At 54.0% G+C, this 25,106-nt stretch carries 21 protein-coding genes and 2 riboswitches; of the genes, 13 read left to right on the top strand and 8 right to left on the bottom strand.

The features are described from left to right. Nucleotides 1-59 precede the first annotated feature (59 nt). Complete coding sequence (locus F6V30_RS08075; protein ID WP_246163364.1) at nt 60-674, bottom strand: TetR/AcrR family transcriptional regulator; 615 nt, start codon at nt 672-674, stop codon at nt 60-62. Between the two features lie 229 nt (nt 675-903). Next, nucleotides 904-2,457 carry a sigma 54-interacting transcriptional regulator gene (locus F6V30_RS08070; RefSeq protein ID WP_151156484.1) on the bottom strand — a complete coding sequence of 518 codons (1,554 nt, stop codon included), beginning with the start codon at nt 2,455-2,457 and terminating at the stop codon, nt 904-906. Between the two features lie 572 nt (nt 2,458-3,029). Between F6V30_RS08070 and F6V30_RS08065 the strand changes: the two genes are divergently transcribed. The 4 genes from F6V30_RS08065 (at nt 3,030) to F6V30_RS08050 (ending at nt 7,763) form a co-directional block, all read left to right on the top strand. Continuing rightward, nucleotides 3,030-4,454, top strand: coding sequence for an efflux transporter outer membrane subunit (locus tag F6V30_RS08065; RefSeq protein WP_246163429.1), 1,425 nt, complete (start codon nt 3,030-3,032; stop codon nt 4,452-4,454). After that, nucleotides 4,451-6,637 (top strand): FUSC family protein, encoded by a 2,187-nt coding sequence (locus tag F6V30_RS08060; RefSeq protein WP_151156482.1) that lies wholly within the window; start codon nt 4,451-4,453, stop codon nt 6,635-6,637. The genes F6V30_RS08065 and F6V30_RS08060 overlap by 4 nt, the downstream gene beginning before the upstream one ends. Continuing rightward, entirely contained in the window at nt 6,627-6,827 is a 201-nt protein-coding gene (locus F6V30_RS08055; RefSeq protein WP_151156481.1) for a DUF1656 domain-containing protein, read from the top strand. The genes F6V30_RS08060 and F6V30_RS08055 overlap by 11 nt, the downstream gene beginning before the upstream one ends. A gap of 132 nt (nt 6,828-6,959) precedes the next feature. Beyond that, nucleotides 6,960-7,763 (top strand): efflux RND transporter periplasmic adaptor subunit, encoded by an 804-nt coding sequence (locus F6V30_RS08050; RefSeq protein ID WP_246163362.1) that lies wholly within the window; start codon nt 6,960-6,962, stop codon nt 7,761-7,763. 236 nt (nt 7,764-7,999) lie between these two features. Here F6V30_RS08050 and F6V30_RS08045 read toward each other — a convergent pair whose 3' ends face one another. From F6V30_RS08045 to F6V30_RS08035, 3 genes are all read right to left on the bottom strand, one after another. Then, nucleotides 8,000-8,611: an acetate uptake transporter gene (locus tag F6V30_RS08045; RefSeq protein WP_151156479.1), complete on the bottom strand. Its 612-nt coding sequence runs from the start codon at nt 8,609-8,611 to the stop codon at nt 8,000-8,002. Nucleotides 8,612-8,679: 68 nt separating this feature from the next. Beyond that, a complete protein-coding gene (locus F6V30_RS08040; RefSeq protein ID WP_151156478.1) occupies nt 8,680-10,275 on the bottom strand; it encodes an acetyl-CoA hydrolase/transferase C-terminal domain-containing protein in 1,596 nt (531 codons plus the stop codon). A gap of 171 nt (nt 10,276-10,446) precedes the next feature. Continuing rightward, nucleotides 10,447-11,151, bottom strand: coding sequence for a GntR family transcriptional regulator (locus tag F6V30_RS08035; RefSeq protein WP_151156477.1), 705 nt, complete (start codon nt 11,149-11,151; stop codon nt 10,447-10,449). A 353-nt stretch (nt 11,152-11,504) separates the two neighbouring features. After that, a riboswitch (cyclic di-GMP riboswitch) is annotated at nt 11,505-11,581 on the top strand. A 144-nt stretch (nt 11,582-11,725) separates the two neighbouring features. Next, nucleotides 11,726-11,802, top strand: a riboswitch (cyclic di-GMP riboswitch). Nucleotides 11,803-11,925: 123 nt separating this feature from the next. Between F6V30_RS08035 and F6V30_RS08030 the strand changes: the two genes are divergently transcribed. The 3 genes from F6V30_RS08030 to F6V30_RS08020 all read left to right on the top strand — a co-directional run bounded on the left by F6V30_RS08030 (nt 11,926) and on the right by F6V30_RS08020 (nt 14,766). Next, the gene (locus tag F6V30_RS08030; protein ID WP_151156476.1) at nt 11,926-13,245 is read left to right on the top strand and encodes a L,D-transpeptidase family protein; all 1,320 of its coding nucleotides are present in this window, start codon (nt 11,926-11,928) and stop codon (nt 13,243-13,245) included. Nucleotides 13,246-13,324: 79 nt separating this feature from the next. Beyond that, nucleotides 13,325-13,627 (top strand): Lpp/OprI family alanine-zipper lipoprotein, encoded by a 303-nt coding sequence (locus F6V30_RS08025; protein WP_151156475.1) that lies wholly within the window; start codon nt 13,325-13,327, stop codon nt 13,625-13,627. Between the two features lie 227 nt (nt 13,628-13,854). After that, nucleotides 13,855-14,766 carry a L,D-transpeptidase family protein gene (locus F6V30_RS08020; RefSeq protein ID WP_246163360.1) on the top strand — a complete coding sequence of 304 codons (912 nt, stop codon included), beginning with the start codon at nt 13,855-13,857 and terminating at the stop codon, nt 14,764-14,766. A gap of 586 nt (nt 14,767-15,352) precedes the next feature. Here F6V30_RS08020 and F6V30_RS08010 read toward each other — a convergent pair. Then, the gene (locus F6V30_RS08010; RefSeq protein WP_151156472.1) at nt 15,353-15,784 is read right to left on the bottom strand and encodes a hypothetical protein; all 432 of its coding nucleotides are present in this window, start codon (nt 15,782-15,784) and stop codon (nt 15,353-15,355) included. 1,186 nt (nt 15,785-16,970) lie between these two features. On the opposite strand from F6V30_RS08010, the gene F6V30_RS08005 reads away from it, so the two are divergent. Genes F6V30_RS08005 through F6V30_RS07995 form a run of 3 tightly spaced genes read left to right on the top strand, consistent with a single transcriptional unit; the run spans nt 16,971 to nt 18,515 of the window. After that, a complete protein-coding gene (locus tag F6V30_RS08005) occupies nt 16,971-17,270 on the top strand; it encodes a hypothetical protein (RefSeq protein ID WP_151156471.1) in 300 nt (99 codons plus the stop codon). Between the two features lie 52 nt (nt 17,271-17,322). Further along, entirely contained in the window at nt 17,323-17,622 is a 300-nt protein-coding gene (locus F6V30_RS08000; RefSeq protein WP_151156470.1) for a helix-turn-helix domain-containing protein, read from the top strand. Next, nucleotides 17,619-18,515, top strand: a complete 897-nt coding sequence (locus F6V30_RS07995) for a reverse transcriptase family protein (protein WP_151156469.1) — start codon at nt 17,619-17,621, stop codon at nt 18,513-18,515. The genes F6V30_RS08000 and F6V30_RS07995 overlap by 4 nt, the downstream gene beginning before the upstream one ends. On the opposite strand, the gene F6V30_RS07990 is transcribed toward F6V30_RS07995, so the two are convergent. Together F6V30_RS07990 and F6V30_RS07985 are read right to left on the bottom strand one after the other, a co-directional pair. Then, nucleotides 18,512-19,129, bottom strand: coding sequence for a recombinase family protein (locus tag F6V30_RS07990; RefSeq protein WP_151156468.1), 618 nt, complete (start codon nt 19,127-19,129; stop codon nt 18,512-18,514). The genes F6V30_RS07995 and F6V30_RS07990 overlap by 4 nt on opposite strands. A gap of 585 nt (nt 19,130-19,714) precedes the next feature. Beyond that, entirely contained in the window at nt 19,715-20,056 is a 342-nt protein-coding gene (locus tag F6V30_RS07985) for a helix-turn-helix domain-containing protein (protein ID WP_151156467.1), read from the bottom strand. A 141-nt stretch (nt 20,057-20,197) separates the two neighbouring features. On the opposite strand from F6V30_RS07985, the gene F6V30_RS07980 reads away from it, so the two are divergent. From F6V30_RS07980 to F6V30_RS07970, 3 genes are all read left to right on the top strand, one after another. Continuing rightward, nucleotides 20,198-20,623: a hypothetical protein gene (locus tag F6V30_RS07980; protein WP_151156466.1), complete on the top strand. Its 426-nt coding sequence runs from the start codon at nt 20,198-20,200 to the stop codon at nt 20,621-20,623. 579 nt (nt 20,624-21,202) lie between these two features. Then, nucleotides 21,203-24,085 (top strand): SNF2-related protein, encoded by a 2,883-nt coding sequence (locus F6V30_RS07975; RefSeq protein ID WP_151156465.1) that lies wholly within the window; start codon nt 21,203-21,205, stop codon nt 24,083-24,085. A 74-nt stretch (nt 24,086-24,159) separates the two neighbouring features. Continuing rightward, on the top strand, nt 24,160-25,098 hold the full coding sequence (locus F6V30_RS07970; protein ID WP_151156464.1) for a PIN domain-containing protein: 939 nt from the start codon (nt 24,160-24,162) through the stop codon (nt 25,096-25,098). Nucleotides 25,099-25,106 lie beyond the last annotated feature (8 nt).

Below are 25,106 nucleotides of genomic sequence, written 5' to 3'. Positions count from 1 at the left end.
TTCTCCGTTGAATAACACAGCTATCCGTAATTAACTGCGTTAACCAGATGGGCAAAAAATTATGCGGCGTGCCCTTTCAAGAGCCCGTCTATCAGGATGTCGGCCATGAGCGCGGTATCGGGCATGGGGAAGTCCCTGGTGAAGATGATGCTGGTCACCAAGCCGTGCATAGCGCTCCAGAACACCATCGCGAGCGTATTGCAGTCGTTTTTCCGCAGGACACCGCACTGGATGCACTCGCTGATGAGGTCGAGAAAAGCCCGGTACGAGCGTAAGGCGACCGTGTCCCTGGTCATAAAGCTGTCCGGCGAGCCATAGACGACCGGGCTGGTGAAGAATACCGTTTTGTATTGCTCGGGATGGGAGACGCCGAACCGAATGTACTGATGGAGGATGAGGCGGAGCGCTTGGCCCGGGTCGGGCTCGGCCTGCCTGATTTCGACCACAGCTTTGAGAAAAGCGGCATAGAGTTCTTCACAGATATAAAAGAGCAGATCGTCCTTGTCGCGGAAATAGAGGTAGATCGTGGTCGGGGAATGCTCGATCCGGGCGGCCAGCTTGCGCATGGAGAACTGGGAGTACCCCTCCTGGGAAAAGAGTTCCCGCGCTGCGGCCAGGATCTCCGCCCGGAACTGTTCCTTGTGTTGTATGCGCCGTTCCTTCAGCCCCATCATTAACACCGTTAACTGTAATTACCAAAAGTAACGTACTTGATATCACACCGGAGCAGATATGGCAAGAGAAGGAACCAGAGCCCCGGTTCGGCAGCGCGGTGGCGGCCCCAACCGGGCCTCCCGCCCCGCCGCGTGGGCGAAGGACATCAGGAGGGGGATGAAAAGAAAAAGAGGAAAGCCAATACCCCGATGTTCCGGCGAATGGCGGGGTTGCCCCTGAGACGACCTATCATGGTAACGGCTCAGATACTTTTTTAGAGCGGCCGTGCCTTATGCCGAGCTTATCCAGCCGCCACCGCAAGGTGCTCGGATTGATACCAAGCAATTCAGCCGCACCGCCAGGTCCATGAATCCTGCCATTGGCCACTCGCATGACATCACTGAGGTGCAAGGCCATCGCTTCGTCAAGCCTCAAGGGGGCGGGGGAGTTGCTTACCTCTTTGGGGACCGCGTTTTCGCTTTTTCTTCCCCCCGGCAGCAGCGTATCGAACATCAATTGCCCTCCCTGGTGCAGTATCACCTCGCGCTCCATCAGGTTTTCCAATTCGCGGACGTTGCCGGGCCAATCGTAATTCACCAGGCGCGCCATAGCTCCCGGGGCAATGGCGGGCATGAGGGCAAAACCCAATTCCATGGCCTTTGCCCGCACAAAATAGCGCGCCAGGAGCGGAATGTCTTCTTTGCGCTGCCGGAGCGGCGGTATGATAATGGGAAAGACATTCAGCCTGAACCAGAGATCCTCCCTGAATCTGTTTTCCGAAACCATGTTTCCCAGGTTGCGGTGGGTTGCGGCGATCACGCGGATATCGACGGGGATTGATTTGTTGCCCCCGACCCGTTCGATTTCGCGATTCTGGAGGACGCGAAGCAGGCGCACTTGGGCAGGGGGCGGCAATTCCGCGATTTCATCCAGAAAGATGGTCCCGCCGTCGGCGCGTTCGAAGCGTCCGCGCCTTTCATCGACCGCTCCGGTAAATGCCCCCTTTTCGTGGCCGAACAGTTCGCTGTCGATAAGGCTCCCCGGGATCGCCCCGCAGTTGACCTTGATGAATGGTCCGTTTTTGCGCGGCGAGGCAAAATGAATTGCGTTGGCGATCACTTCCTTGCCGGTCCCCGTTTCCCCCAGAAGCAATACTGTGTTGTTGAGCGGCGCCACGTGCTGGACCATATCCAGGACGTTTTTCAACCCCGAATCCTCTCCGATTATTTGGCCGCCGGCTCGTGTGGAGAGTTCCTTGTTCAGAAAGTGGTTGTCGTCGATAAGGCGATCCCGATATTTCAAAAGCTTTTCGTACGACAAGGCATTGGCCAGGGCGATGGCAAAGGGGGTGGCGACCGTCGCCAGGAGCCCTACATGTTTGGCGTTATATCTTCCCTCGCCACGCGCGCATAATATCAGCGACCCCAGTGATTTTCCCTCGATCAGGAGCGGCACGAGAATCTTTGAATTCCCCTCAAGCTTGATGAATGGTGCCAATATGCGGAAAAAATCGTCGCGATCAGAGCTTATAATGGTAGGAACCGTGGGCTTCCACGCTTGTACCTGTTTCCAAAGTTTCTTGGGAATGGCAATGATCTCATCCGGAAGATCCACATTGTCCGCCGCGACGTTGGCGATTCTCCTGATGGATGAGATATTGACATCGTGAATGGTCAGGCTGAGGGTGTCCAGGGGGAAGTAAAGCTTCAGATAGTCGAAGGCATTCCTGAGCGCTGTTTTTATATCGAGGCTGCTGCAGATCCTGATCGTAACCTCTCTAAAGAAATCGTCCCGGTTAGCCATGTGGCCTCTCTTTCCGGCTTGCTGGTGTGCGGCCGCGCAATTTAACGCAATATTTTGCAATTATTATACTATTAGCAACATATTGCAATAATATTAGCAGCATATTACTGTTTAGCAATGGCATAACAATATATCATCTTAAAATTATTGCAATTTATATTTTGGCATGATTTTGGCTTCAGCCTATAACCGAGGCACACATGCTGGAATGTTGTACCAGCCCTAAAGCTGAAGCTGCCCCGCTGCTTGCCGGCATACGCCGCTTAAGCGGGACTGCCGCACAACGTATGAAGTAATGGCGGTTGCCGTATGCACTTTTTGTAGCGGCACCACCAATATCATGCCGCATCAGCCCCCCGTATTTCAGTGTACGACAGCCCATGCAGATACGCAGAGCATGTGGCCGGCCAACCGTTCTTGACATCAGCCGGCCACAGCCATTCCCATGAATCGTTCCCAAAACCGCGCGGTTTACATTCCAAAGATGTATCGGCCGTCAAAACCCTTAGGAGATCAGTCTGTTTTCCCCTCGAAACAAAATTAACGCAGTTAGTTGTTTGAAAGCGGCACTGGTGCTTGTCATCGGCGGCTGTGCCAGCTTGCCTCACAATGCTCCCAATACCGCACCGCGTTCGCACATGCTCGATCCCAATCAGCTGAATGCAGGCAGCACGCTGAAATCGGCCGCAAAACAGCCGATCCCGTGGCCATCGCAGCAATGGTGGAAGGCGTATGCCGATCCGCAGCTTGACCGTCTGGTCGAGGAGGCGACCTCCGGGAATCCGAGCATACGCATGGCGCAGGCCCGCGTTGCAAAAACGCAGGCACTGAGCGGGATTGCGGGATCGGCACAGTTCCCCTCCCTCCAGGCCGACGCCGCCTTCACCCGGGAGCAGTTCACGGAGCATCAATTCATTCCGGCGCCCTATGCCGGCAACTGGTCATGGAACAATCGGGCGACACTCGATCTTTTCTACGAACTCGACCTGTGGGGGAAAAACCGCAAAGCGCTTGCGGCATCCCTGGATTACGTCCAGGTGGCAACGGCCGAGGCCCAGGAGACCCGCCTGGCCCTCCAGACAGCGGTGGTACGGGTTTACGTGCAGCTGTCGCTCCAGCATGTTCTGTTGGACATCGCCCGCTCGACGCTGCACCAACGCCAGAACATCTTCGATATCACCCGGAAGCGCCTGACCGCGGGGCTCGCGACGGAACTCGACCTGAGGCAGACGGAAACGCCGTTGCCGGCGGCACGGGCGGAGATCGAGCGTATTTCCGAGTCGATCGAGTTGTTGCGCAATCAGTTGAGTGCGCTTACCGGCAAAGGGCCGGGTGATGGGGAGAGTATCCACCGGCCATCCCTGTCCCTCAACGTGCCGATCGGCCTGCCGGCCGTCTTGCCCGCCGATCTGCTGGGACGCCGGCCAGACGTGGTAGCCCAATGCTGGATGGTCGAGGCGGCCGGTAACGGGATCGACGTCGCCAAGGCGGCGTTCTACCCGAACATCAACCTGACGGCTTTTGCCGGATGGCAGTCCCTCAGCTTTGCCCAATTCCTCTCTCCGGGGTCGTTGATCGCAGGCTTCGGCCCGGCGATTTCACTGCCGATCTTCGAGGGCGGGCGGCTCCGCAGCCAGCTTGCCGTTTCAACTGCCGATTACGACATCGCGGTGGAATCGTACAACAGCACCCTGATCCGGGCCCTGGAAAACGTCGCCAATCAGATTGTCACCCTGCGCTCCCTGGAAACGCAGCGCAGGGAGTCGAACAATGCCCATGATCTTGCAAAGCGCACCTACGACATAGCGCTCCAGGCTTTCCGTTCCGGGATGACCGATTACTTCAATGTCCTCAATGCCCAGAACCAGACGCTGATCGAAGCCCAGCGCAAGGCGCAGGTGGAGGCGCGCTTTCTCGACGCATACGCCGCCTTGATGCAAGCGATCGGAGGAGGGATACCGGTCACGCCGCCGCCAGCGAAGGGGATGCGGCAATGAGCGTTTGCGGGGCGGATACCGTAAAATCCCCGTTCGGCACGGTATGGCGGGAACTGCTCTTTTGGGGCAGGACCGACGGCTTGGATTGGATCTTCGTGTTCAAGATCATCCTGGCCGCATTCCTGGCGATGTGGATATCCATGCAACTGCGGCTCGATCAGCCGCGCACGGCCATGATGACCGCAGTCATCGTCATGCAGCAGCAAACCGGCCTGGTCCTGGTGAAGAGCATCTATCGCATCGGCGCCACGATTGCCGGCATTCTCGTCGGCCTCCTGCTTTTGGGCCTGTTTGCCCAGGAGCCGGTGCTCTATGTACTCGGGCTGGCCGTGTGGGTCGGGCTCTGTACCGCCGGCTCGGCTTTCTACCGCAATTTCAGGTCCTATGGCTGCGTCCTGGCCGGGTATTCGGCGGCCATGATGGGCCAATTCTCCATACCGGAGCCCACGGCATTCTTCTCCATCGCCTCCACCCGGCTTACCGAGATCACCCTGGGTATCCTGTGTGCCGGCGTCGTCAGCGACGTCGTCTTCCCGCGGCGCCTTTCCGATGCCATTACCAGCAACGTCCAGAACCGCTACAGGGAATTCATCGCTTTCATCCGGGCATCGCTCTCCGGCGCGGCCGGACGGGCCGAGCTCGACAGTATGCGACTCCGACTGGTCGGCAATGTGCTCTCACTCGAATCGATCCGCAGCAATGCGGTCCTGGAAGACCCGGAAGTACGGGGCCGCGACCTCAGGCTGCGGAAGCTCAACAGTGAATTCATGGCGGTAACCACCACCTTCAGCTCATTCCAGCACCTTTTGAAGAGGCTGACGAAAAACGCAACCCCAGCGGGTCTGGCTCTCACCGGCCTGTGGGAATCATTCGGCGAGACGGTCGTTACCAAAGGTGAGATCCCGGCGAATGCCGATGCGGCGCATCAGGCCGCACGACGGATCGCCGCCTTCCGCGCAGTGCTGGGACGCCGCATCGAGGAAGTGCGGAAAAACATCACGGCTGATGGTGACCCCCAAACCGCGCTGGATTTTGCGACAGCCGTGGAACTTCTGCATCGCTTCCTGCGGGAGTTGCATGCTTACACCCAAACCTACGCCACCCTGCCGAACGCTGAAAATGAACCGAATACCCCGGACGATATCGACTTTTCCGTTCGAACCGACCCGGTAGTCGCTCTCTTGTCGGGGGGAAGGGCCTTTGTCGGGATCATCGTGATCGGGTGGTTCTGGATCGCTTCCGCATGGCCCTATGGCACCAGCGCCCTCACCTTTGTCGCCATCGCCAGCGCCCTGTTCGCCTCGGCCCCCGATCCATCGAGAAACACCAACAGGATGTTCATCGGCCACCTGGCCGGCCTCGTTGCCGCATTCGCGTACAAGTTCCTTGTCATGCCCGACATGGACGGATTTGCACTCCTCTGCGCAAGTATGCTTCCTTTTCTGATGGTCGGACTGTATCTCCGCACCCGCCCCGGCCTCGTCGATATCGGCTTCGGTTACACCGTTTTTTTCATCCAGATGACAAACCCCAGCAATACCATGCAATTCAACCCGGTGGACTTTATCAATGACGGTTGTGGCGTTCTCGTGGGGGTAGTGGTGGCGGGGGTCCTGTACCGCACGCTGATACCCGTGTCCGGTTCCTGGCTCAAGCGGCGCTTGGCCCGCCAGATTCGCCATCAGGTGATCATGGCCTGCTTTGCCCCCCTTGCCGGTCTCAGGAATCGCTTCGAAAGCGGCACCCGTGATTTGCTGCATAAACAGGCTGCCGTGCAGAAAATAGCGGATGAGCAGGACCGGAGACTGCTGGCCCTGATGTTCTCGGTCGTCGAAATCGGCCGGGCCGTAATCCACCTGCGCCAGGATGCCGGGTCGCTCCGGATGCCTCAACCGCTGGCCGACAGCGTGCAGGACGTGTTGTCCTCCACGGCGCTCTTTTTCAGACGGCCGACTGCAACCTTTCATGATGCCGCCCTTGACCGCGTGACCAGTGCCATCAAGACCATCCGCCTCGAAACCGAATCAGCAGCAGCATGCGCATGCCCCCGGAATGTCCTGAATCGTATGCTTGCTTCGCTGCACCTCATCCGGACTGCGCTGCTGGACGAGGATGTCCTTGTTGCCGTTACGGCCGACAGTCCGTCGGCCAACCTTTTAGGAGTGATCCCCCATGCCGCGTGAATTTGCCCTGCTTGACGCACTTGTGCCCACCCTGTTTCTGGCGTTTCTGGTGAGCGTCGTTTCCCATACCTTACTGGACAGGATCATGGGGCGATGCGGAATCTATCGGCACGTCTGGCATCCACCGCTGTTCCGGCTCAGCGTCTTCGTCTGCATCTTCGGCGCGTTCGGGCTGTTGGTCCTCCGCTAGGGCGCGGTACGTTACGACACAATTTAATTAAAGAGGTTTCCCATGAAGCTTAGGCCGTTGTTTCAATTTGCGTGCACGATTCTCATTCTCGGTGCAGCCGTGCTGTGCAGCAGAGCGTTGTGGAATAGATACATGAACTCCCCCTGGACCCGTGACGGAAGGGTTCGTGCCGACGTGGTCAGGGTCGCGGCCGACGTGTCCGGCATTGTTGTGCATGTTGCCGTCAAGGACAACCAGCTGGTCCACAAGGGGGACCTCCTGTTTACCGTTGACCGGGAGCGCTACCGGCTGGCATGGGAGAGGGCCAATGCCGTTCTTGCGGCCCGGAAAGCGGATATGTCGATGCGGCAGCAGGAAGCGCGGCGACGCGAGGGCCTGGAAAACGTCGTCGTTTCCACCGAAATCCTTGAAAATTCCAGGTCTCAGGCCGATTCTGCCGCGGCGCTGTATCAGGAGGCCCTGGTGATGGCGGAAACGGCAAAACTGAACCTCAACCGTACTGAAGTGCGCTCACCGGTGGAGGGCTACATCACGAACCTGAGCGTTCACCCCGGTGACTTTGCGACGGCGGGGGAGGCAAAGCTGGCCGTTATCGACAGGAATTCGTTCTGGGTCTACGGCTATTTCGAGGAGACGAAACTTCACCTGCTGCACCAGGGGGATCAGGTCGACATCCGTCTTCTGGGCAACGCCCCGGTTCTGAAAGGACATATCGAGAGCCTGGCCCGCGGTATCTCCGACCATGACAATCCCACGAGCCGCGAACTCCTCTCCGACGTCAATCCTGTTTTCAACTGGGTGCGGCTGGCACAGCGGCTACCGGTGCGGATTCGACTCGATCCGCTTCCCGCGGGAGTTCAAATCGCAGCCGGCATGACCTGTACCGTCATCGTTTGTCCCCCCCTTCCTCCTAAAAAGGCCGCATCGTCCCACTAGCATTCCGTTCGGCCGCCCCGGGCTCCTCTCGTGGCGGCCGTTTTCCCCATCGGGAAACCGGTCGCGGAATTCCTGCGTATTCATGGCATGCCCTTTCTCTGAGGAGCACGCGGCAACAAGCCGGATGACCAGATAACGATCCCCTTGCCCCCCCAATGACGCGAAAGCCTTCTCGTTATGACACCACGAGAAGGCTTAGGCATGCAGCATGGAGAAGGGCCTGACGAACCGCGTTTTTAGCCCGGTTGCCGAACCAGTCCGAGGGGGGCGACCGTTCTGCCATAGACCTCGTTAATCACCTGCGCCAGTCCGGCGTACACGGCAGATATGCCGCAGAAGATCCCTTCGCAGCCGGCAATGAATTTGATCATGTGGTTTCCGGTCATATCTCCGGCTGCGAGGAGAAAAAACAGTACCGTCAACGAACCGAACACGACCTGCATGGCCCTGTTCATTCGAAAGGTGCCGATAAAGAGCACCCCGGTAAAAGCGCCCCACATCACGAGGTAGGCGGTCATTGCCGAGTCGCCAGGCGCCGGTACGCTTCCCGTCTTGGGCAGGATGATCAGGGCCACCAGGGTCAGCCAGAAAAGGCCGTAGGAGGTAAATGCGGTCGCACCAAAGGTATTGTTTTTCTTCCATTCCATAATGCCGACAATGATCTGGCCGAGGCCTCCGTAGAAGATACCCATGCTGAGTATCATGGAATCCATGGGAAACAGTCCCGCATTGTGCAGGTTAAGCAGAATGGTCGTCATGCCGAAGCCGAGCAGTCCGAGGGGGGCCGGATTTGCCGTAGTGTCGTTGATTGCGACAACGTTGGCAGCATCTTGCGTGTTTGCGGTCATATCGATGAGTCTCCCTTTCTGTCGTTGTTGTGCGAAGTCCTGCTTGACCATCCATCCGTGCCGCGATCCTATTCACACAAATCTATTTTCACGTCCCAGTTCTTTATTTTCATGGTGCCGTTTTGGGCCAGATTCAGCTGCATCTTGAAGGCCCTATCCCACAACTGGGGCTCATGGCCGACTTTCCGTGCGATACAATCTTTGGTCGCAATCTCCAGGTACTCGGAGAGGATCGGCTTATAGTCGGGATGGGCGCATTTTTCGATGATGCGTTTCGCGCGCTCTTTCGGCGCCATCCCCCGCACATCGGCCAGTCCCTGCTCGGTTACCACACAGTCAAGATCGTGTTCGGTGTGGTCGATATGGGAGCAGTGGGGCACAACGCAGGTGATGCCGTTCGGATCGATTTTCGATGGCCGGCTGGACGGGGTATGCATGATCTTCAGGAACCCGTTGCGCAGAAAATCGCCGGAACCGCCGATCCCGTTGATCATCCTGGTCCCCCCGACCAAGGTGGAGTTGGCGTGGGCGTAGATATCGATCTCCACCGGGGTATTCATGGCGATGACCCCCAGGCGCCGGATCGGTTCCGGTGCGTTGGAGACCGCAAGCGGCCGCAGGAGGATCTTCCCGGAATATTTATCCATGTTGGCAAAGAAGCGCGGGAAGCCTTCGTCCTTGGAGAGGGAGAGCGAACAGGACGAAGCGCAATCCAGCTTGCCCGAGTCGATCAGATCCAGCATGGTGTCCTGCAACACTTCGGTGTAGACACTGAGGTTGGTGAACGGCCCCTTGGCCAAGCCGCCGATAACCGCATTGGCGATGGACCCGACCCCGGACTGGAGCGGCAGGAGGTTCTTTGGCAGCCGCCCCGCCTTGACTTCATGGGTGAAGAAGTCAATGATATGATTTGCTATCGCCTCGGATGTGGTGTCCTGTTCGGAAAAGGCGCGCCCGTTGTCGCGATACCGTGATTCCACGACCGCAATGATCTTGGCCGGATCACACGGGACGTAGCTGGTGCCGATCCTTGAATCCGCCCTGGTGATAGCGAGAACCTGACGGTGCGGTGGATTATTGCAGACGATGTTGTCATGCATACCCTCAAAGGACGGTTGCCCCAAATTGACCTCGACGATGACGCGATCACACGCCATGAGGATTTCCGGGATAACCCCGCCGGATGATGTCGGCACAAGCCCGCCATCTTCCGTGATGGCGGAGACCTCGATAATGGCCAGGTCCAACTTTCCGCTTTGCGTATCCTTGGTATAAAACCCATAGCCGAGATCCTGGGCGAACAGGGAGAGGTGTTTGTCTCCCATCCGGATACGCCCCTCGTTGATGCCTGCCGCAATGTTCTTGCCGGTCTGGTAGGGCCAGCGCCGGTCAATCATATCGAGGGTCGCCCAGCGGTCCTCCGTTTCCGCACCGACGGATGCGCCGCTGAAGATGCTAAACCGCATTTTACCCTGAAGATGGTTCTTCTCCACATGGTCCGCAAGGGCGATCGGCACCGCCTTGGGATAACCCGCCGGGGTGAAACCGGACCAGCCAAGACTCATCCCATCCTTGAAAAACTGAATGGTTTCCTCCGGTTTCATCACCCGGTCCAACAGCGATCTACAGCGTACCCGTTCTTGCAACGTCCCGTATTCAGACATGCCCTGCCTCCTGTTCTATTTTGGTGTATACAACAAAGCGACTAATAAACCGTGGCTGAATTCAAGCAAATCACTACGCTGGTGCGTGGACGGAAAGCCCCAATCTTCTGCTTGCGTGTTTGTTTTTCCGAGGTGATTGCCCGCCTGAAAAGATTCCCCGCGGAGTCGTGATCAGCCATTGTCCGCATCCTTGGTCATCGCACTTTTGTGCCGTTCCTCGACGTTCATGCGTGCGGTTCTTATGTGGCGACGCATCAGGAGGTCGGCAAGCTCGGAATCGCGCTCTTCGATTGCATCGACAATGCGGCGATGCTCTTTCAAGGCCAGATAGGGCCGGGGACTTGCCGTGCTGAACTGATACCGGTACATGCGGATCAACTGGTAAAGGCCGCCATCGAGGATGACGAGAAGCTTTTTGTTGCGGCTCCCCTGCAAAATCCGGTAATGGAAGTCAAGTTCTCCTTCTTTCTGATAATAGGAGAGCCCATGGTCCTCCTCGATACTCTTCTCATGCTCATCAAGAAGCCTTCGCAGCTCTCCGATTTCATCCCCAGTCATGTTTTGGGCGGCGAGACTGCACGCCAACCCTCCCAGGACTTCACGGATCTGGTAGGTATCGATCAGTTCCTCGTAAGAAAGCGATATGACCCTTGCCCCATGGTTTGGCGACCGAACGATGAGGTGCCGTTCTTCAAGGCGGCTCAAAGCTTCGCGTAAGGTCCCGCGACTGACACCATACGCCTTGGCCAGTTCCGGTTCTGAAATTTTGCTCCCCGCGGGGATCTCTCCCTTGATTATCGAATCCTGCAGCAGATCAAAAATACGATCGGTCAGGGGGGCCGATAGCGAGCTCGTTTCGTTACTTAACGCGGTCATAATGTCGACACCTTTCTCTTCTAAGAAATACTATACCCCAAAAAAAGTAATTTCAAGACAATTCTGTCGACACTTTTATTTTAAATAAAATATAGCTCCACAAACGTTACGCTCAGCAAAACTTTTTCGCCTGCCATTTCGAGTCCCCCATGCCCCCATGCAAGAAGAATCACCCAAGATCTGAACACCTGTTTCCACCCCCCTCTCCTGTCATGAAACCTTCTGACGCATTACGAAATACAAGGGTATTTTATTCACGGACGCTTGTGACGGGTGCGTCAAATCAACCTTATCTTTAGAATAAAATTGACAACGCCCCGTGGAACTGGTAGAAAGGCCCAAATTTTAGAGATAGACGATAATACTTAACCATTCGCAAGGATGGGGCGGAAAGCCTATAGGGTCTTACTGAGACAGCCGGGTTGCCGAAATATCACGAGATATTCGGCAACCCGGTTTTTTTGTCATCAAAACGACACTGGAGGCCGCGTCAACACGAGGTGCACCTTTATAGGGCGTCGTCGTATGCCGGTTCCCGTCGATGGCGGAAAACGACATACACCTGCTTGGTGGTACACGATAATACTCAACCATCCGCGAGGATGGGGCGGAAAGCCTACAGGGTCTCACTGAGACAGCCGGGTTGCCGAAATTCACCTCTTTTCCGGCCCCGGTTTTTTTGTGCCCGGCCCCGGACATTGCGGCCCTCCCCCCCCAAGGGGAAGCTGTTGTCGGCATAACGTATAGACCAGTGAGAAAGGTACCATATTACCCATGCGCCGAATCGTTGCCCCGTCACGCTTGCCCCAGTGGTTTCGCCTTATGGCTCTATGGTTATTCATCGTAGCTCTCCCGGGATGTGCGGCGGTAAAAGCTCCCCAGGAGGACTCATGGCTTGCCCCGGACCACATGGAAAAGGAGATCGAACGAAACAGGTTTCCGGTCGCCAAAGGGGACGACGTCGTTGGTCGGCTGGCGGTCGTCAGACTGGAAAAGGGGGATACGCTGCCGGATATCGCCCGACACTTCGGCGTGGGGCTCAATGCCGTCAGCGCCGCCAATCCGGGGGTGGATGTCTGGGCGCCCGAGGCCGGTGTGCGTACCATGTTACCCCTGAGCTTTATCCTGCCGAACGCTCCGAGAAAAGGCATCGTGGTCAACCTGGCCACCATGAGGCTCTTTCAGTATAAGGGGGATGGCACGTCGCCGGTGGTGTCCACCTACCCGGTCGGGGTCGGGACCAGAGAGCGACCCACCCCCCAAGGCCCCATGCGCGTGGAGCGCAAGGCAGCCCGGCCGACCTGGCATGTGCCCGCTTCGATTGCCGCGGATCATAGAAAAAAAGGGGACATCCTGCCTGCGGCAGTCCCGCCGGGACCGCAGAATCCCTTGGGAGAATACGCGCTCTATCTCAGCAAATCGGGGTATCTGATCCACGGCACCAATAAACCGGCCAGTATCGGCCTCAAGGCAACCAACGGCTGCATGAGGCTCTACCCGGAAAACATCAAGACGCTCTTCAGCGACACCCCGGTTTCTACACCGGTCGTCATTGTCAATCAGCCCTACCTCCTTGGCCAACGCAATGGCGTGCTGTACCTGGAAGCCCATACGCCCCAGGAAGACTCGGGCGCCGCAGAGTTGCAGAGAATCTATGAAAAATTGAAAGCCATTGAAAAAAAGTCGGCGCGCCCGCTCGACTGGGAAAAGATCAGGAAGGTACAGGCCGAAGCCAGGGGGATTCCGGTTCCCATCTTCGAAATAAGCCCAGGGAGCGAAGACGGGATTCCCAAACTGGTGGAGGTCGAACACCCGGCAAAACTGTACGGCAAGCCGGAGCCGCCGGAGCTGAACATGGCGGCGTGGTATGTGCTGGCCGCCGATGTGCATGACGAGATCGACGCCCGGAGAATGGCCGCCATTATCAACCACCAGGGGCCGCCGATCCCGGCGCAGGTTATACCGAAGAACAACAGTTACCGTGTTATCGCCGGTCCCTTCAACACCGCCGGCGAGGCCAGGGAGGCGACCAGACGCCTGAAACTTGATCTGGATATGGACGGTATCGTGATTGAGCCGGTCGGGAAGATGTGAATCGTGTGTATGGAGCAGGGCCCTGTTTTGAAGTCACACATTGCAGCAGGGCAAACCAACGAAAGGGAGGTAATTAGAGATGAAAAAAGGTATTTTACTGGTGGCAATGATGTTTTTCCCCGCGATAACGTTGATGAGTTGTGCCACGACCGGTGACCTGGAGAAAATGCAGGCCCAGCAAAAACTGATTGATGCGAAAGCTGATCAGGCGTTGCGGGATGCGCAGGCTGCCAAGGCGGCGGCCGATGCGGCCAAGTTAAATGCAGATGCCGCCGCAGCCCGCGCCGATGCAGCGACCAAGGAGGCTGAGGCACGGGAAAAGATCGCCGATGAGAAGGCAAAAAAAGCCGACGCGGTGTTCCAGAGATCCATGAGGAAATGAGTCGACTCCAGATGACTGCTTAGGATAATGAAGCGGCAGGGTCTCCCCCCCCTGCCGCTTCATTATTCGCCATGTATGCGCATCGGGACAGGCTGGTCCCGTTGTATCCGCCAGGGGGTTAAAAGATGGGGCAACCGAGAGCCTGCCAAATCATGCGGTCTGATGGCTTCAGACGGTCTTCGGCATCTGGGGCCGGGAAACAGGGGGAGAGGAATGGACGCCTTTTCTTGTTCCTTGTCTGCATCGTACTGACGCCGATGCTCATGGTCGGATGCAGCGGCATGCAGGGAGGATTCCACGACAAGGCCGCCTTCGAAGAGGCCAATGATCTCTTCAGCCAGGGGAAGTACCAGGCATCCCTGGACAAATACGGGCAGATGCTGGAAAAAGAGCCCACTGCGAGAGACCGGGTTCTGTTTGAAATGGGTGTCATTTATTCCCACCCCAAGAACGAACACAAGGATTATGCGAAATCCCTGGACTGTTTCCAAAAGCTCATCACGGGATATCCGGGGAGTGACTACCGGCCAAACAGCGAAATGATGGTCTTTACCATCAACAATGTTATTTTCAAGGACCGATTGATTGCCGAGCAGCAGGCACAAATCGGGGTTCTCCATCAAGAGGCAAAAGGCAAGGAGAATGAAGTAGCTACGCTGCACCAAAGGATAATAGCGCTCGAACAGAATGTTCTGGATTTCGCCACCCGGAAGAGATCGGTAGACCGGATCGTGATAGAAAAAAAAGAACGGCGGCTGATGCTGATCTCAACGGGTGAGGTGCTCAAAACCTACAGGATAGCCTTGGGGGGGAATCCGGATGGCCCCAAGGAGCGGCAGGGGGACAACAAAACCCCCGAGGGGACCTACGTCATCGACGGGAAGAACAAGAACAGCCAGTACCACCAAGCCCTCCATGTCTCCTATCCAAACGAGCGGGACAAGAAGCGGGCAAAGGAACTGGGCGTTTCTCCCGGCGGAGACATCATGATCCACGGGATCAAGGCAGGCCTCTCGTGGGTTGGCGATCTTCAGGCAAACAAGGATTGGACGAAAGGGTGCATCGCCGTAACCGACGAGGAGATCGAGGAGATCTACAAGCTGGTGCCGCTCAATACGGTTGTCGAGATACGGCCGTAGGGGGCTGGGACACGCCGTTCAACCGGATAGAATATCAGAAGCAAATGGCCGATTTCATCAAAGAAATCGGCCATGGTTTTGTTTGGCTCCCCGTTGTGGACGAACTTAGAACTTTTTTCCCCTGCAATGATTTCGACTTCGGCCCCTCCTTCCCCTAGGCCCTCTCATCGGACAACCTGCAGTACCAACATTCGCGGAGGTGTAAATGGACAGAGCTATCGCTTGGTTTGTGGCTATCGTGACGTGGCTGTTTAAATGGTGGGCAGTCTTCTTCGCTGCGTGCGTCATTCAACAGGCGCTCTTCGAGCGCCAGGGTGGAATACCTTGGGTCGAGGCTGCATTAGGGTCCGCTTTCGGCGCGGTGGCGCTCCTTGTCCTGACCTTCTGTAGGGAAAGGTATGCGGTCCCCGTGGTCATCGTGGGGGACCGTACCAGAAGGCGCTACTAATACAATTGCAATAAGAAACGGCTGCCGGACGCTCCGGCAGCCGTTGATAATCACCTGTAACATCACCTTCATGCCGGGGAGCGCTCCATCTCCCCGTTTTTTTATTATTTTTTTGTCCTTCACTGCTACAACTTAGCTCTAAGAGCTTTTCACCAGGAAATGCTCTTCCAGCAGGTCAATCAGGTTGTTATTGGCCGACATGTCCCAGCACCTACGCACCATTGTAATGACCACGTGAGCGTGAAAGTGACACAAGGAGGTCAGCTTGCCCAAGAACGTCTCTTTCTCAACGCCCCACTTTTCGTCGAGGGCTTCCAACTCAATCGCGTCACTCACCTCAAGACACAACTGAACCTTGGGATTGTCCACGGTGTACCAATAGCCGTTGCAGACATCGGCAATGAGGCAGATTTCACCCTTCGTAAAAAAGCCCCTAATCTCGTTCAACGCGAGGTCCACGAGCTTGTTATTGTCCCGCAGAGCCTCCTCAACGGTATAGCCCTGAGGAGGTGCCCCACGCCTTGTCAAGCTTGCTACCAATGCGTCATCCAAACTAACGGTCAGTTCCATATAGATATACTCCTTTCGTAATACGGGCAGGGGTTCCCTCCCCGGTGCAGGTTCGTTACAAACCGAATGGCTACGGAATCGGAATCCACGAATGGCTTGAAAGGAGGAGGTAGCCCGAAAATGAAAGGATACTCGGAGAGAAGACCCGAACGGTGTAACGCGACAGAGGGGGCTTTGCAGCGGCAAGACGGCAATGCCGCGTGAGGCATATGCGGCAAACGTCTGGTAAAACCTACTGGAAATTGTCTGGCGAGCGGGTGCTTAAGGAGAGCTGAAGAGGAAGAAGCTGAAGTTTTATTGAATGTATGGGGGGTAACTACTGTCATTCTTTCTCCGTATAAAAACTCACTGGCGGCTGGTATAGCAAAAGTTGTAACGCCGACAGCTTTTTTTTAAACGGAGATATAGCTATCCCCAGGTATTACGTGTTTTTAACCCATCTATAGTAAGACAAAGTCGAGCATGGTAATAATGCACTCGAAGGCTAATACAGTTATTTTTGTAAAAATCATACAGGACTCACGGACAGAAGTCAATGAAAAAATTTGATTTTATCCTTAAATATCAAATACTTGTATAGCAAAAGTTATAATTCGCACTGCAGCTGTGCCAGCAAATTATGACAGTGATACCATTAGTTACGTCAATGCGAGGGCATAACTGCAAGGACAAAAATATGACGAATAAATTTGAAATACAGGGCTGCCGATGGTCGCCGGAGTCATAAAAATACAACTCACAGTCAAATTTTGTTGACTTCTGTTTCGTACTCGTGTATAAGGCCACCATTGCATCCTTCGCGCTTCGCGAAGTTGTTCCTTGACAACTGAATCATTTATCGCGGCCAAACATGTCTCTTAGTTGCTGCGGTTCATTCACCTCCCTGAGAAGGCGGCTAAATCCCCCCATCGCGACGCACCGGTCGTGTCGTGGTTGTCCGGGGTTGCTGTTTCTCGCTCTCCGCTGAAAGCGGAGCTGTCGCACGTGCCACGGTACACAGTGCCACGTTGTGAGTCGTGCACATTCATTGTGTTCGACAAGGAGCAACGGACTTTGTTGCTCCGAAAATACGATTGACGAAAAGGCCCAAGGAGCGATGCAATCGTGATTGGGGTGGATGACAGTAGCTTGCTGGAGCAGTCATCCTTTTTTCGTCTTTATTTCACAACGAAAGGAGGTGAGAGACATGGTACGTAGGGAGCTGAAAGTAGAAGTTGTGCTGGAAACCGTAGAAGAATCGAAGAAGCTTGTTACCGCGATAAGTGGGTCAGTAGGCCCTGTTTCCTCAACCAGAGAGACCTTGGCGAAAGTAGATGTTTTCATCAGGGAAATGGAAAAGGAGGTTGTTCAATCATTACCAGAAGAGCAAAAAGCATCCAAGTATAAACGGCTTTTTGTCTTTGCGCCATTGCTTATGCCATCAGTAAAGCTCCTGACAGAGCTTTTGGCAGAAGCAAAGCAGGTAATCGAACACTTTCTGAGGTAAACTAATCAATCGTTTTTTTCAACCTTTAATCACATGCATTCATAGGTGGGCAATGAAACTCGGAAGACTTATTAAATCCCTAAGAATCAGCTTTGGCTGGCAACAAAAGGATTTAGCTGAGAAGCTGGACATAAGTACGAACTATCTTTGCCAGATTGAAACTGGCAAGAAGGTTCCGAGTGCTGACATTGTTGAACGTGTAGCCGGTCAATTTAACATTTCAAAAGATGCCTTAAATTTCCTTTCAACAGACATCCCTGGCGAACTTGACCCAGAAAACGCCATCAATTATAGAAAGCTTCAGGAAAATGTTGCGTCTCTTCTGCTGTTCCAGAGTGGAAAAGCAGCATGAATTGCCGGTTGCCAATCCAGTCCGTTTCAGAATTGGCGACCTTGCTTGGCATCCCAATAAATGAGCTGTGGCGAGCCGCCCGCAATACCAGCAAGACGTACAGCAGATGGAGCGAGCCAAAACCTTCCGGTGGACTTAGAAATTTCTCCGCCCCATTCCCCTCCCTGAAGGCCATTCAAAAGAAACTTCACAAGCTGGTGTTCTCAAAGATTGAAACTAGCACGACTTCCCATTACGGCATCAAAGGCAAGTCGAATATCACCAATGCCTGTGAACACTTAGGAAACCCCCTCATTTTCACCTTTGACCTCAAGTCATTTTTCCCTTCAATTAGACCGGAGAGGGTGAACAGGGCCTTGATTGACGAGCTTGGCTGCCCTGCAGATTTAGCATCCCTGCTTACAAAACTGGCCACGTGCGACTTTCAGCTCCCACAGGGAGCCCCGACCAGCACGGATATCGCCAACATCGTAACTATCCGCCTGCAGCGGAGGCTATTGGGGCTGGCAAGGCGTTGGGGGCTTAAGTTCACCATCTATGCTGACGACGTTACCGTTTCCGGCGCGGATATCCCTGAGAGGGTTGTCGCCGATGTAAAAATGATAGTACGGTCAGAAGGCTACCGGCTTCACCCGACCAAGGGCGGAGTTTACAATAAGTCTTCAAGTCAGATGGTCACCGGCATCAACATAGCCCACGGCGCGACAGTCGGTAAGACAAGGAAAATATGGCGGGCAGAGCTGCATAGGAGCAAACAGAGGTTTGCTGCCGGAGAATTATCGGAAGAGGAATGGCTACGCGCTCAGACCAGGAGTAACAGCCAAGGCATTTATGCGAATGCCGTCAAGAGGCTCACAGTTAAAGAAGGCGCGTGCCCTGCGAGGAAAACCTAAGCTATGCCCCGCGATTCAACATAGCTGGCAAGGGCCGTACGACTTACCCCCATCATCCGCGCAACTGCGGACTTGCTGACCTTGTGTCGCAGCAACTCCTGAATTGCCTCCCTTCGGTCATCCAGCTTACTCCGCTGAATTGTTCCCCGTGGCTTACCAAGCTTCACCCCCTGGCTTCTTTTCGATGCCAAGGCTTGCTTTGTCCTCTCGCTGAGAAGGTCGCGCTCAAGCTCAGCAAACAGGCTGAACATCGTAATGGTCACTTTAGACTGCATGTCCATTTTGCCCAGGTCGCTGGCAATCCGCAGCCCTTGCTTTATGCACACCAGCCCGATTCCGGTAGCTACCAGCTCGTTGACGAGTTCGACAACCTCGACAGTGGACCTTCCCAGCCGGGAAAGCTCAGACACGATTATAGTATCTCCACGCTCCACCCGACCAAGCAGTTCATCAATACGGCGACTGGCCCGGTCACGGCGGCTTGACATCTCGACTTCGATGTAGTCGGCAACCTGCATGTCGTGGCGGCGTGCGTACTCCAAGATTTCGAGGCGTTGGTTAGAGACATCCTGTTGAACTGTGGATACCCGAACATAAGCCAGTGTCTTCCCCATTTTAGCCCCCTGTCTATGAAAACCCCAAAATCGACACTGAAGAACAGAAACTGACAACTCTTTCAATCCATTAAGATAGGCAACCACTGATTACTAATAACGGTCGTTATGATAGTTAATTGCAGGCGCAATTCAAGAAATCCACGAACGTCATTATAGCATAACTACGCGTTTTAACAAGAAAATATTGACACAACTGGCTTTTTATGCTAAAATTACCTCATAAAAAAGAGTAAAACACAATTGAATTGGGGAAAGAAGGAGGTGATGACTATAGCATATGCATACAAGGTGAGAGTATCAGCCCAAGTACAGCGAAGCGAGCTGCTTAATCATGTCCTATCTAGAGTCGATTTCGACACTATGAGTGAAAAAGAAAGACAGGAGATGCAGCACTTTGTCTGTCAAGCAGTAGACCTTATTCTGTGGACCGCGCCGGAATTTCTGAGACAACCGCATAAACAGCTACGGAGATAGTGACGAGGGGGGGCGAGAAGCCCCCTAGCGGGATGCCTGCAGCTCGAAGCTGCCGACCAAGAAGAACGCGAGGTTGGCGAGAGAATGAGGAGGTTGAGGCCGAGATTCCTATCCTGCCAGCCCACTCAGTAGACCTCTGACGGTTTCGACGAATATGCCTTGCTTTCCTTGTTCAAGCCGTTTCGCTGCCTGGAAAAGCTCGGAAAGGTCGCTGTTCCACGCCTCTCCTTCCCTTGGCAGTTCCACAAGCTCAGCGAGCGTCATGTCCAACGCAGTCGCTATTGCGTAAAAGGTGCAGATTGAGGCTTTCGCCTTACCTGTTTCCAGTTTGCTAATGAATACCGGGTGCAAACCCGCCAGTTCCGCAAGTCTCTCCTGAGAGACCTTCCTGGTCTTCCGAATCGCCCGTACTCTCTCACCCAACACCTTTAGTAAGTCGGCACATTCCATGCCCCCGAAGATAGGCTAAATTAAGACACATTTTAATAAACTATCGGCTATGTTGATGTTGAAAACATAGTCTTTAGGCTATATAATAGCGTGCATTTTTAATCTTATGGCTAATAGAGGGGGCTGTTTATGCGGAGAGGCGTGATTTGGAGAGTCGTTTTGGTCGCGGGGTTGCTCTTATCTGTGGCGGCTTGCTCAAAAGCTTCAGAAAGCAAAACAAGCCCAGAGAAGTCCGCCAATTCCAGCAGTTCCGGTGTCAAAAAGGTCGCCATCCTCATCGGGCAGATGAAAAACCCTGCGGACTCAGGTGCGGTTTATAAGTTCATAGCTGACAAGCTAGCAGGCGACTCGAACGTGCAAATCGTGACCGATAACAACACCGCGCAGTACTGGTATATGCTGCAGACGTACGAGCCAAGTAGCGGCACCATAGTCGCGGCATCGACATTTATCAACTTCGGCAATAGGCAGTTTGTCACAAACACCGGATTGCTGCAGAAGGTATCATTCGAAAACTCAGTACAGAACGACATCGTGAGCTTTCAACGGTTCTTGAAGGAAAATTGAAGAAGAGGCAAAGCGCCGCTTGCAGAACGCCACCCGACAGTTTAGGTGGCGTTTTTTTGTATCGTGGAGCACATTTTCTTGCCATCGATGGGACCTTCTGGAGGTGAAGAACGGCAGAAAATTAGACTCAGTCGCGGCCAGTAAACTGAAGTTTGTATTTAGTGGACTCAGGATACTGGAATAGGCATAAGTCCGCACAGAGGGAATTACGCCCCTCGATAACTCTCCATTACATCCCTTCTGATGATTCTGTCTCAAAACCGACCGTTCGCAGCACCCACCAGCGGGCAAAATGGCTGCGGTCGAAAGCTTCCCAAAGCATTGAGCCAAACCCCAGGGATTTGCTCATTTTCTGGCGTAGGTCTTGCTCAAATCCGTAAGATAAATAGAAGTATTTATAAGTTGCCTCATCTACACAATTCCAATCTTGCTAAAATGCGTGCAGCCCCTATGGGAAGTGCCCTTATTGCCAGCTTCCTGCCGACCGCGGATTTCAGGCTTATTAAAATGTTATTAATGGAAAAAGGGGTAAATATCTGCTAAGAATAGACAATTTCAAGGCTCTAAGCGGAATCCAATGTGAACACCCCTTTCCATGCCACATACTTTGCCCACGAACTCACCAAGCGCTGTGCGTCTGACAGCGTAGAGAAACTGGCATCCGTTCTGGCTGACGCTCAGGTGGACCTGAACCCTCACCAGGTTGAGGCCGCGCTTTTCGCCTTCCGCAGTCCATTTTCCAAGGGAGCAATCCTGGCCGATGAAGTCGGCCTTGGCAAGACCATCGAAGCCGGTCTGTTGCTGGCGCAGAAATGGGCAGAGCGGAAGCGCCGCCTGCTGGTCATTGTACCCGCCAACCTGCGGAAGCAGTGGAGCCAGGAACTGGCCGACAAGTTCTATCTTCCCTCCGTCGTTCTTGAAAATAAGACATTCAACGAGGCAATCCGGGCGGGAAATCTCAATCCTTTCAGCCAAGACGGCATCATCCTTTGTTCATACCAGTTCGCACGGGCAAAGGAGCCGTACCTGCGGCAAACGTCATGGGACCTCGTTGTCATCGACGAGGCACACCGCCTGCGGAACGTCTACAAGAGCAGCAACAAGATAGCCAACGCCATCAAAAATGCGATAGCGGCATTCCCAAAGGTACTTTTAACCGCAACGCCGTTGCAAAACTCGCTGCTTGAGCTGTATGGCCTTGTGAGCATCATCGACGATTTTGCCTTTGGCGATTTCAAGAGCTACCGTGCCCGCTTCGCCCGTCTCGGTAATGATGCCGATTTTGAAGACCTCAAGGAACGCCTCAAGCCCCTTTGTAAGCGAACCCTGCGCCGTCAGGTTCTTGAGTACGTCAAATACACCAATCGTCACGCCTTGGTGCAGGAGTTCACCCCGACCGACGATGAGCAGAGATTGTACGACCTCGTTTCGGAGTACCTGCAGGGGCAAACGCTGTATGCCTTACCTGCGAGCCAGCGCCAACTGATGACCCTCATACTGCGAAAGCTTTTGGCTTCCTCAACCTACGCCATTTCAGGAACACTGGAGGGGCTTGTCAGAAAGCTTGAGGCCGCCGCAAGCGAAGCAGCAGCCGTCGATACCGTGCCAGAAGAGCTGCCGCGAGACCTGGACGAAATGGATGAGTTGACCGACGAGTGGGATGGCGACGGCGATGAAACAGTACCAGGAGAAAAGGCCCGGCTGACACCGGACCAACTTGCCGAGCTGAATGAAGAAATGGAGCAACTACGGGAGTTTCACCGCCTGGCAACGTCCATAGTCAGGAACTCTAAGGGGGAAGTCCTACTTACGGCCTTGCGGCGCGGATTCGCTGCGTCTGCTGAGGCTCAACAAGGACAAGGCGCAGCCACCCTACAGCAAAAGGCGATTATCTTCACCGAATCCCGCCGCACCCAGGAATACTTGCTTAACATCCTTGAGCAGACTGAGTTTGCAGGCAAGGTCATGCTCTTCAATGGCACCAACAACGACCCTCTATCGAAGGCTATCTATCAGAGATGGTTACAGCAGCACGCCGGGACCGACCGAGTAACCGGCTCGCCATCGGCAGATATGCGTGCCGCCTTGGTGGAAAATTTCCGAGATAACGCCTCGATTCTGATAGCCACCGAAGCAGCAGCCGAAGGAATTAACCTCCAGTTCTGCAATTTAGTCGTCAACTACGACATGCCCTGGAACCCGCAGCGCATAGAACAGCGCATCGGCAGATGCCACCGCTACGGACAGCGTTTCGATGTCGTAGTCGTCAACTTCATCAACCAGGGCAACGCAGCCGACCAGCGCGTGTACCAGCTTCTCGATGAGAAGTTTCGGTTGTTCAACGGAGTTTTTGGTGCCAGTGACGAAGTGCTCGGAGCCGTGGAATCAGGGGTCGATTTTGAAAAGAGAATCGCCGCCATCTACCAGCAGTGCCGCTCACCCGAACAGATACAGTTCGAGTTCGACCAGCTTCAACGCGAGTTGGAGACCGAAATATCGGCAGGCCAACGAGATGCCCGTGAAAAGCTCCTCGACAATTTCGACCAGGAAGTCGTGGAAAAGGTCCGTGTTCAGAGCCATGACTTACTAGACCGTTTCAATGAGCAGCTATGGCAGCTCACCACCTTTCTCCTTGAGAAATACGCCAGCTTTGAAGAGAGCGCCTATAGTTTCACCCTCCACACGAACCCATTCCCAGGCGAGACAATCCATCCCGGCCCGTACCGCATGGGAAAATCAATTGAGGATGCCAATACTTATCGTGTCGGCCACCCCCTTGCACAACGGGTGCTTCAGCAAGGAATGGCGCTGTCTCCTACACCCGCTGACGTAACCTTTGACCTTTCGGACGGCGGGAAAAACATCGCCATCCTCAATCGGTTCAGAGGTAAATCTGGATGGCTCTCCTGTTCGCGGCTTACCATGAGCGCCCTTGAGACGGAAGACCAGCTTATTCTGAGCGCCGTGACCGACGATGGGGATATCCTTGATGACTCTCAGTGTCGGAGGTTTTTCGATTTACCGGCAGTTGAAGGCAACGGCTGTACGGTACCAAAATCCGCTGCAGAAAAGCTGGAGCTGGAATCGGCACGGCGGCGACAAGAACTTCTCGATGAAATGACGGCTCGCAATGGCCACTGGTTCGATACCGAAATGGAGAAGCTCGACAAGTGGGCTGATGACCGACGAACATCTCTCAAATCCGAACTGGCTGAGCTTGATGAGATGCTGAAAGAAGCCAAGAAATCAGCGCGGCTTGCGCCGACTCTACCGGATAAATTGGAGCGGCAGCGGTCAGTTAGGACGCTGGAAACGAAACGAGATGAAGCTTGGCGGGCGTATGACCAAGCCAGCCGGGATGTTGACCGCCAAAAAGATGCATTGCTTGATGAGATAAGCAGGCGGTTAGAGCAAAAATTAGAGCAGGAATATTTATTTATGCTTCGATGGACCTTGAAATAGCTGTAGCTGAAACTTTCAGTGTAAGCAATGAGTTATTACCATAAATTCTGAAAATATTTGTGAGGGAGGCTACAGTGATATTCATAGATGCAAACGTCTATCTTGAATTTTTTAAAAGTAGTAAACCTGAAATGAAAAAACTTTTACCTGTATTGGATGAATTGAAGGAAAACATCTTTGTGACTCAGCAATTGGTAAATGAAGTTAGCAGAAATAAGTTGAACGTAGCACTGGCTAATTTCAATGAATATGCTAAAAAATGCGTAGGCCCAGGAATACGGCTGCCAGAGCACTTAGACATATCAGGAGAAACTTTAGTCAAGGACTGGAATAAAAAAGAAGCTGAAGTCAGGGAAAGCGTAAAGTCGCTATCAGCGGACTTAAATAAAATAATAGAACATGTTGCAGATAACATAATTAACAAAAAAGATGAGGTATCACAGGGGCTAGAAGCGATTTTCACACGTGCGCTAGTGCCAGAAGGCAAGCAGGTTCAAGCAGCACGGTGGCGCAGAGAAAGTGGGGCTCCCCCAGGCAAACCTGATAATCCATTGGGTGACCAACTTACCTGGGAACAACTCCTGGATGCCCATGACGGGAAGACTGCATTGTGGGTAGTGACGAATGATGGTGATTTCACTGAGAAATATAAAGATAAAATCTACCTCAACCCGGTGCTCAATGATGAGATTCAAGCGAAGTCGGGACAAAATATTGATATATATTGCTTCGAGCGTCTCACTGATGCATTGGAGCACTATCAGTCAATGGTAAAAGAGAAGTTAAAGACTCTACCACCACCTGAAGAAATGGAAAGCATTAAAAAGTCTGAAATAACACAAACAAGACCAGAAGTTGACCAGCACTTTCAGCCTACTAGATGCTTTAAATGTGGGTCAGAATCATTCACATCGGGAGTTGCCCGTCCCTCTCAATACGGTGGATGGACCTATCAATGGCAATGTTGCAGTTGCGGGTCTATAACAGACACTGGCGAACCCTACGACGATTAATTTCCTAA

This window comes from Oryzomonas sagensis, from assembly GCF_008802355.1.
In the GTDB taxonomy this organism is placed as follows: domain Bacteria; phylum Desulfobacterota; class Desulfuromonadia; order Geobacterales; family Pseudopelobacteraceae; genus Oryzomonas; species Oryzomonas sagensis.
Note: the sequence above shows the minus strand (reverse complement) of the source record. Positions and strands in the feature narration are given on the sequence as shown.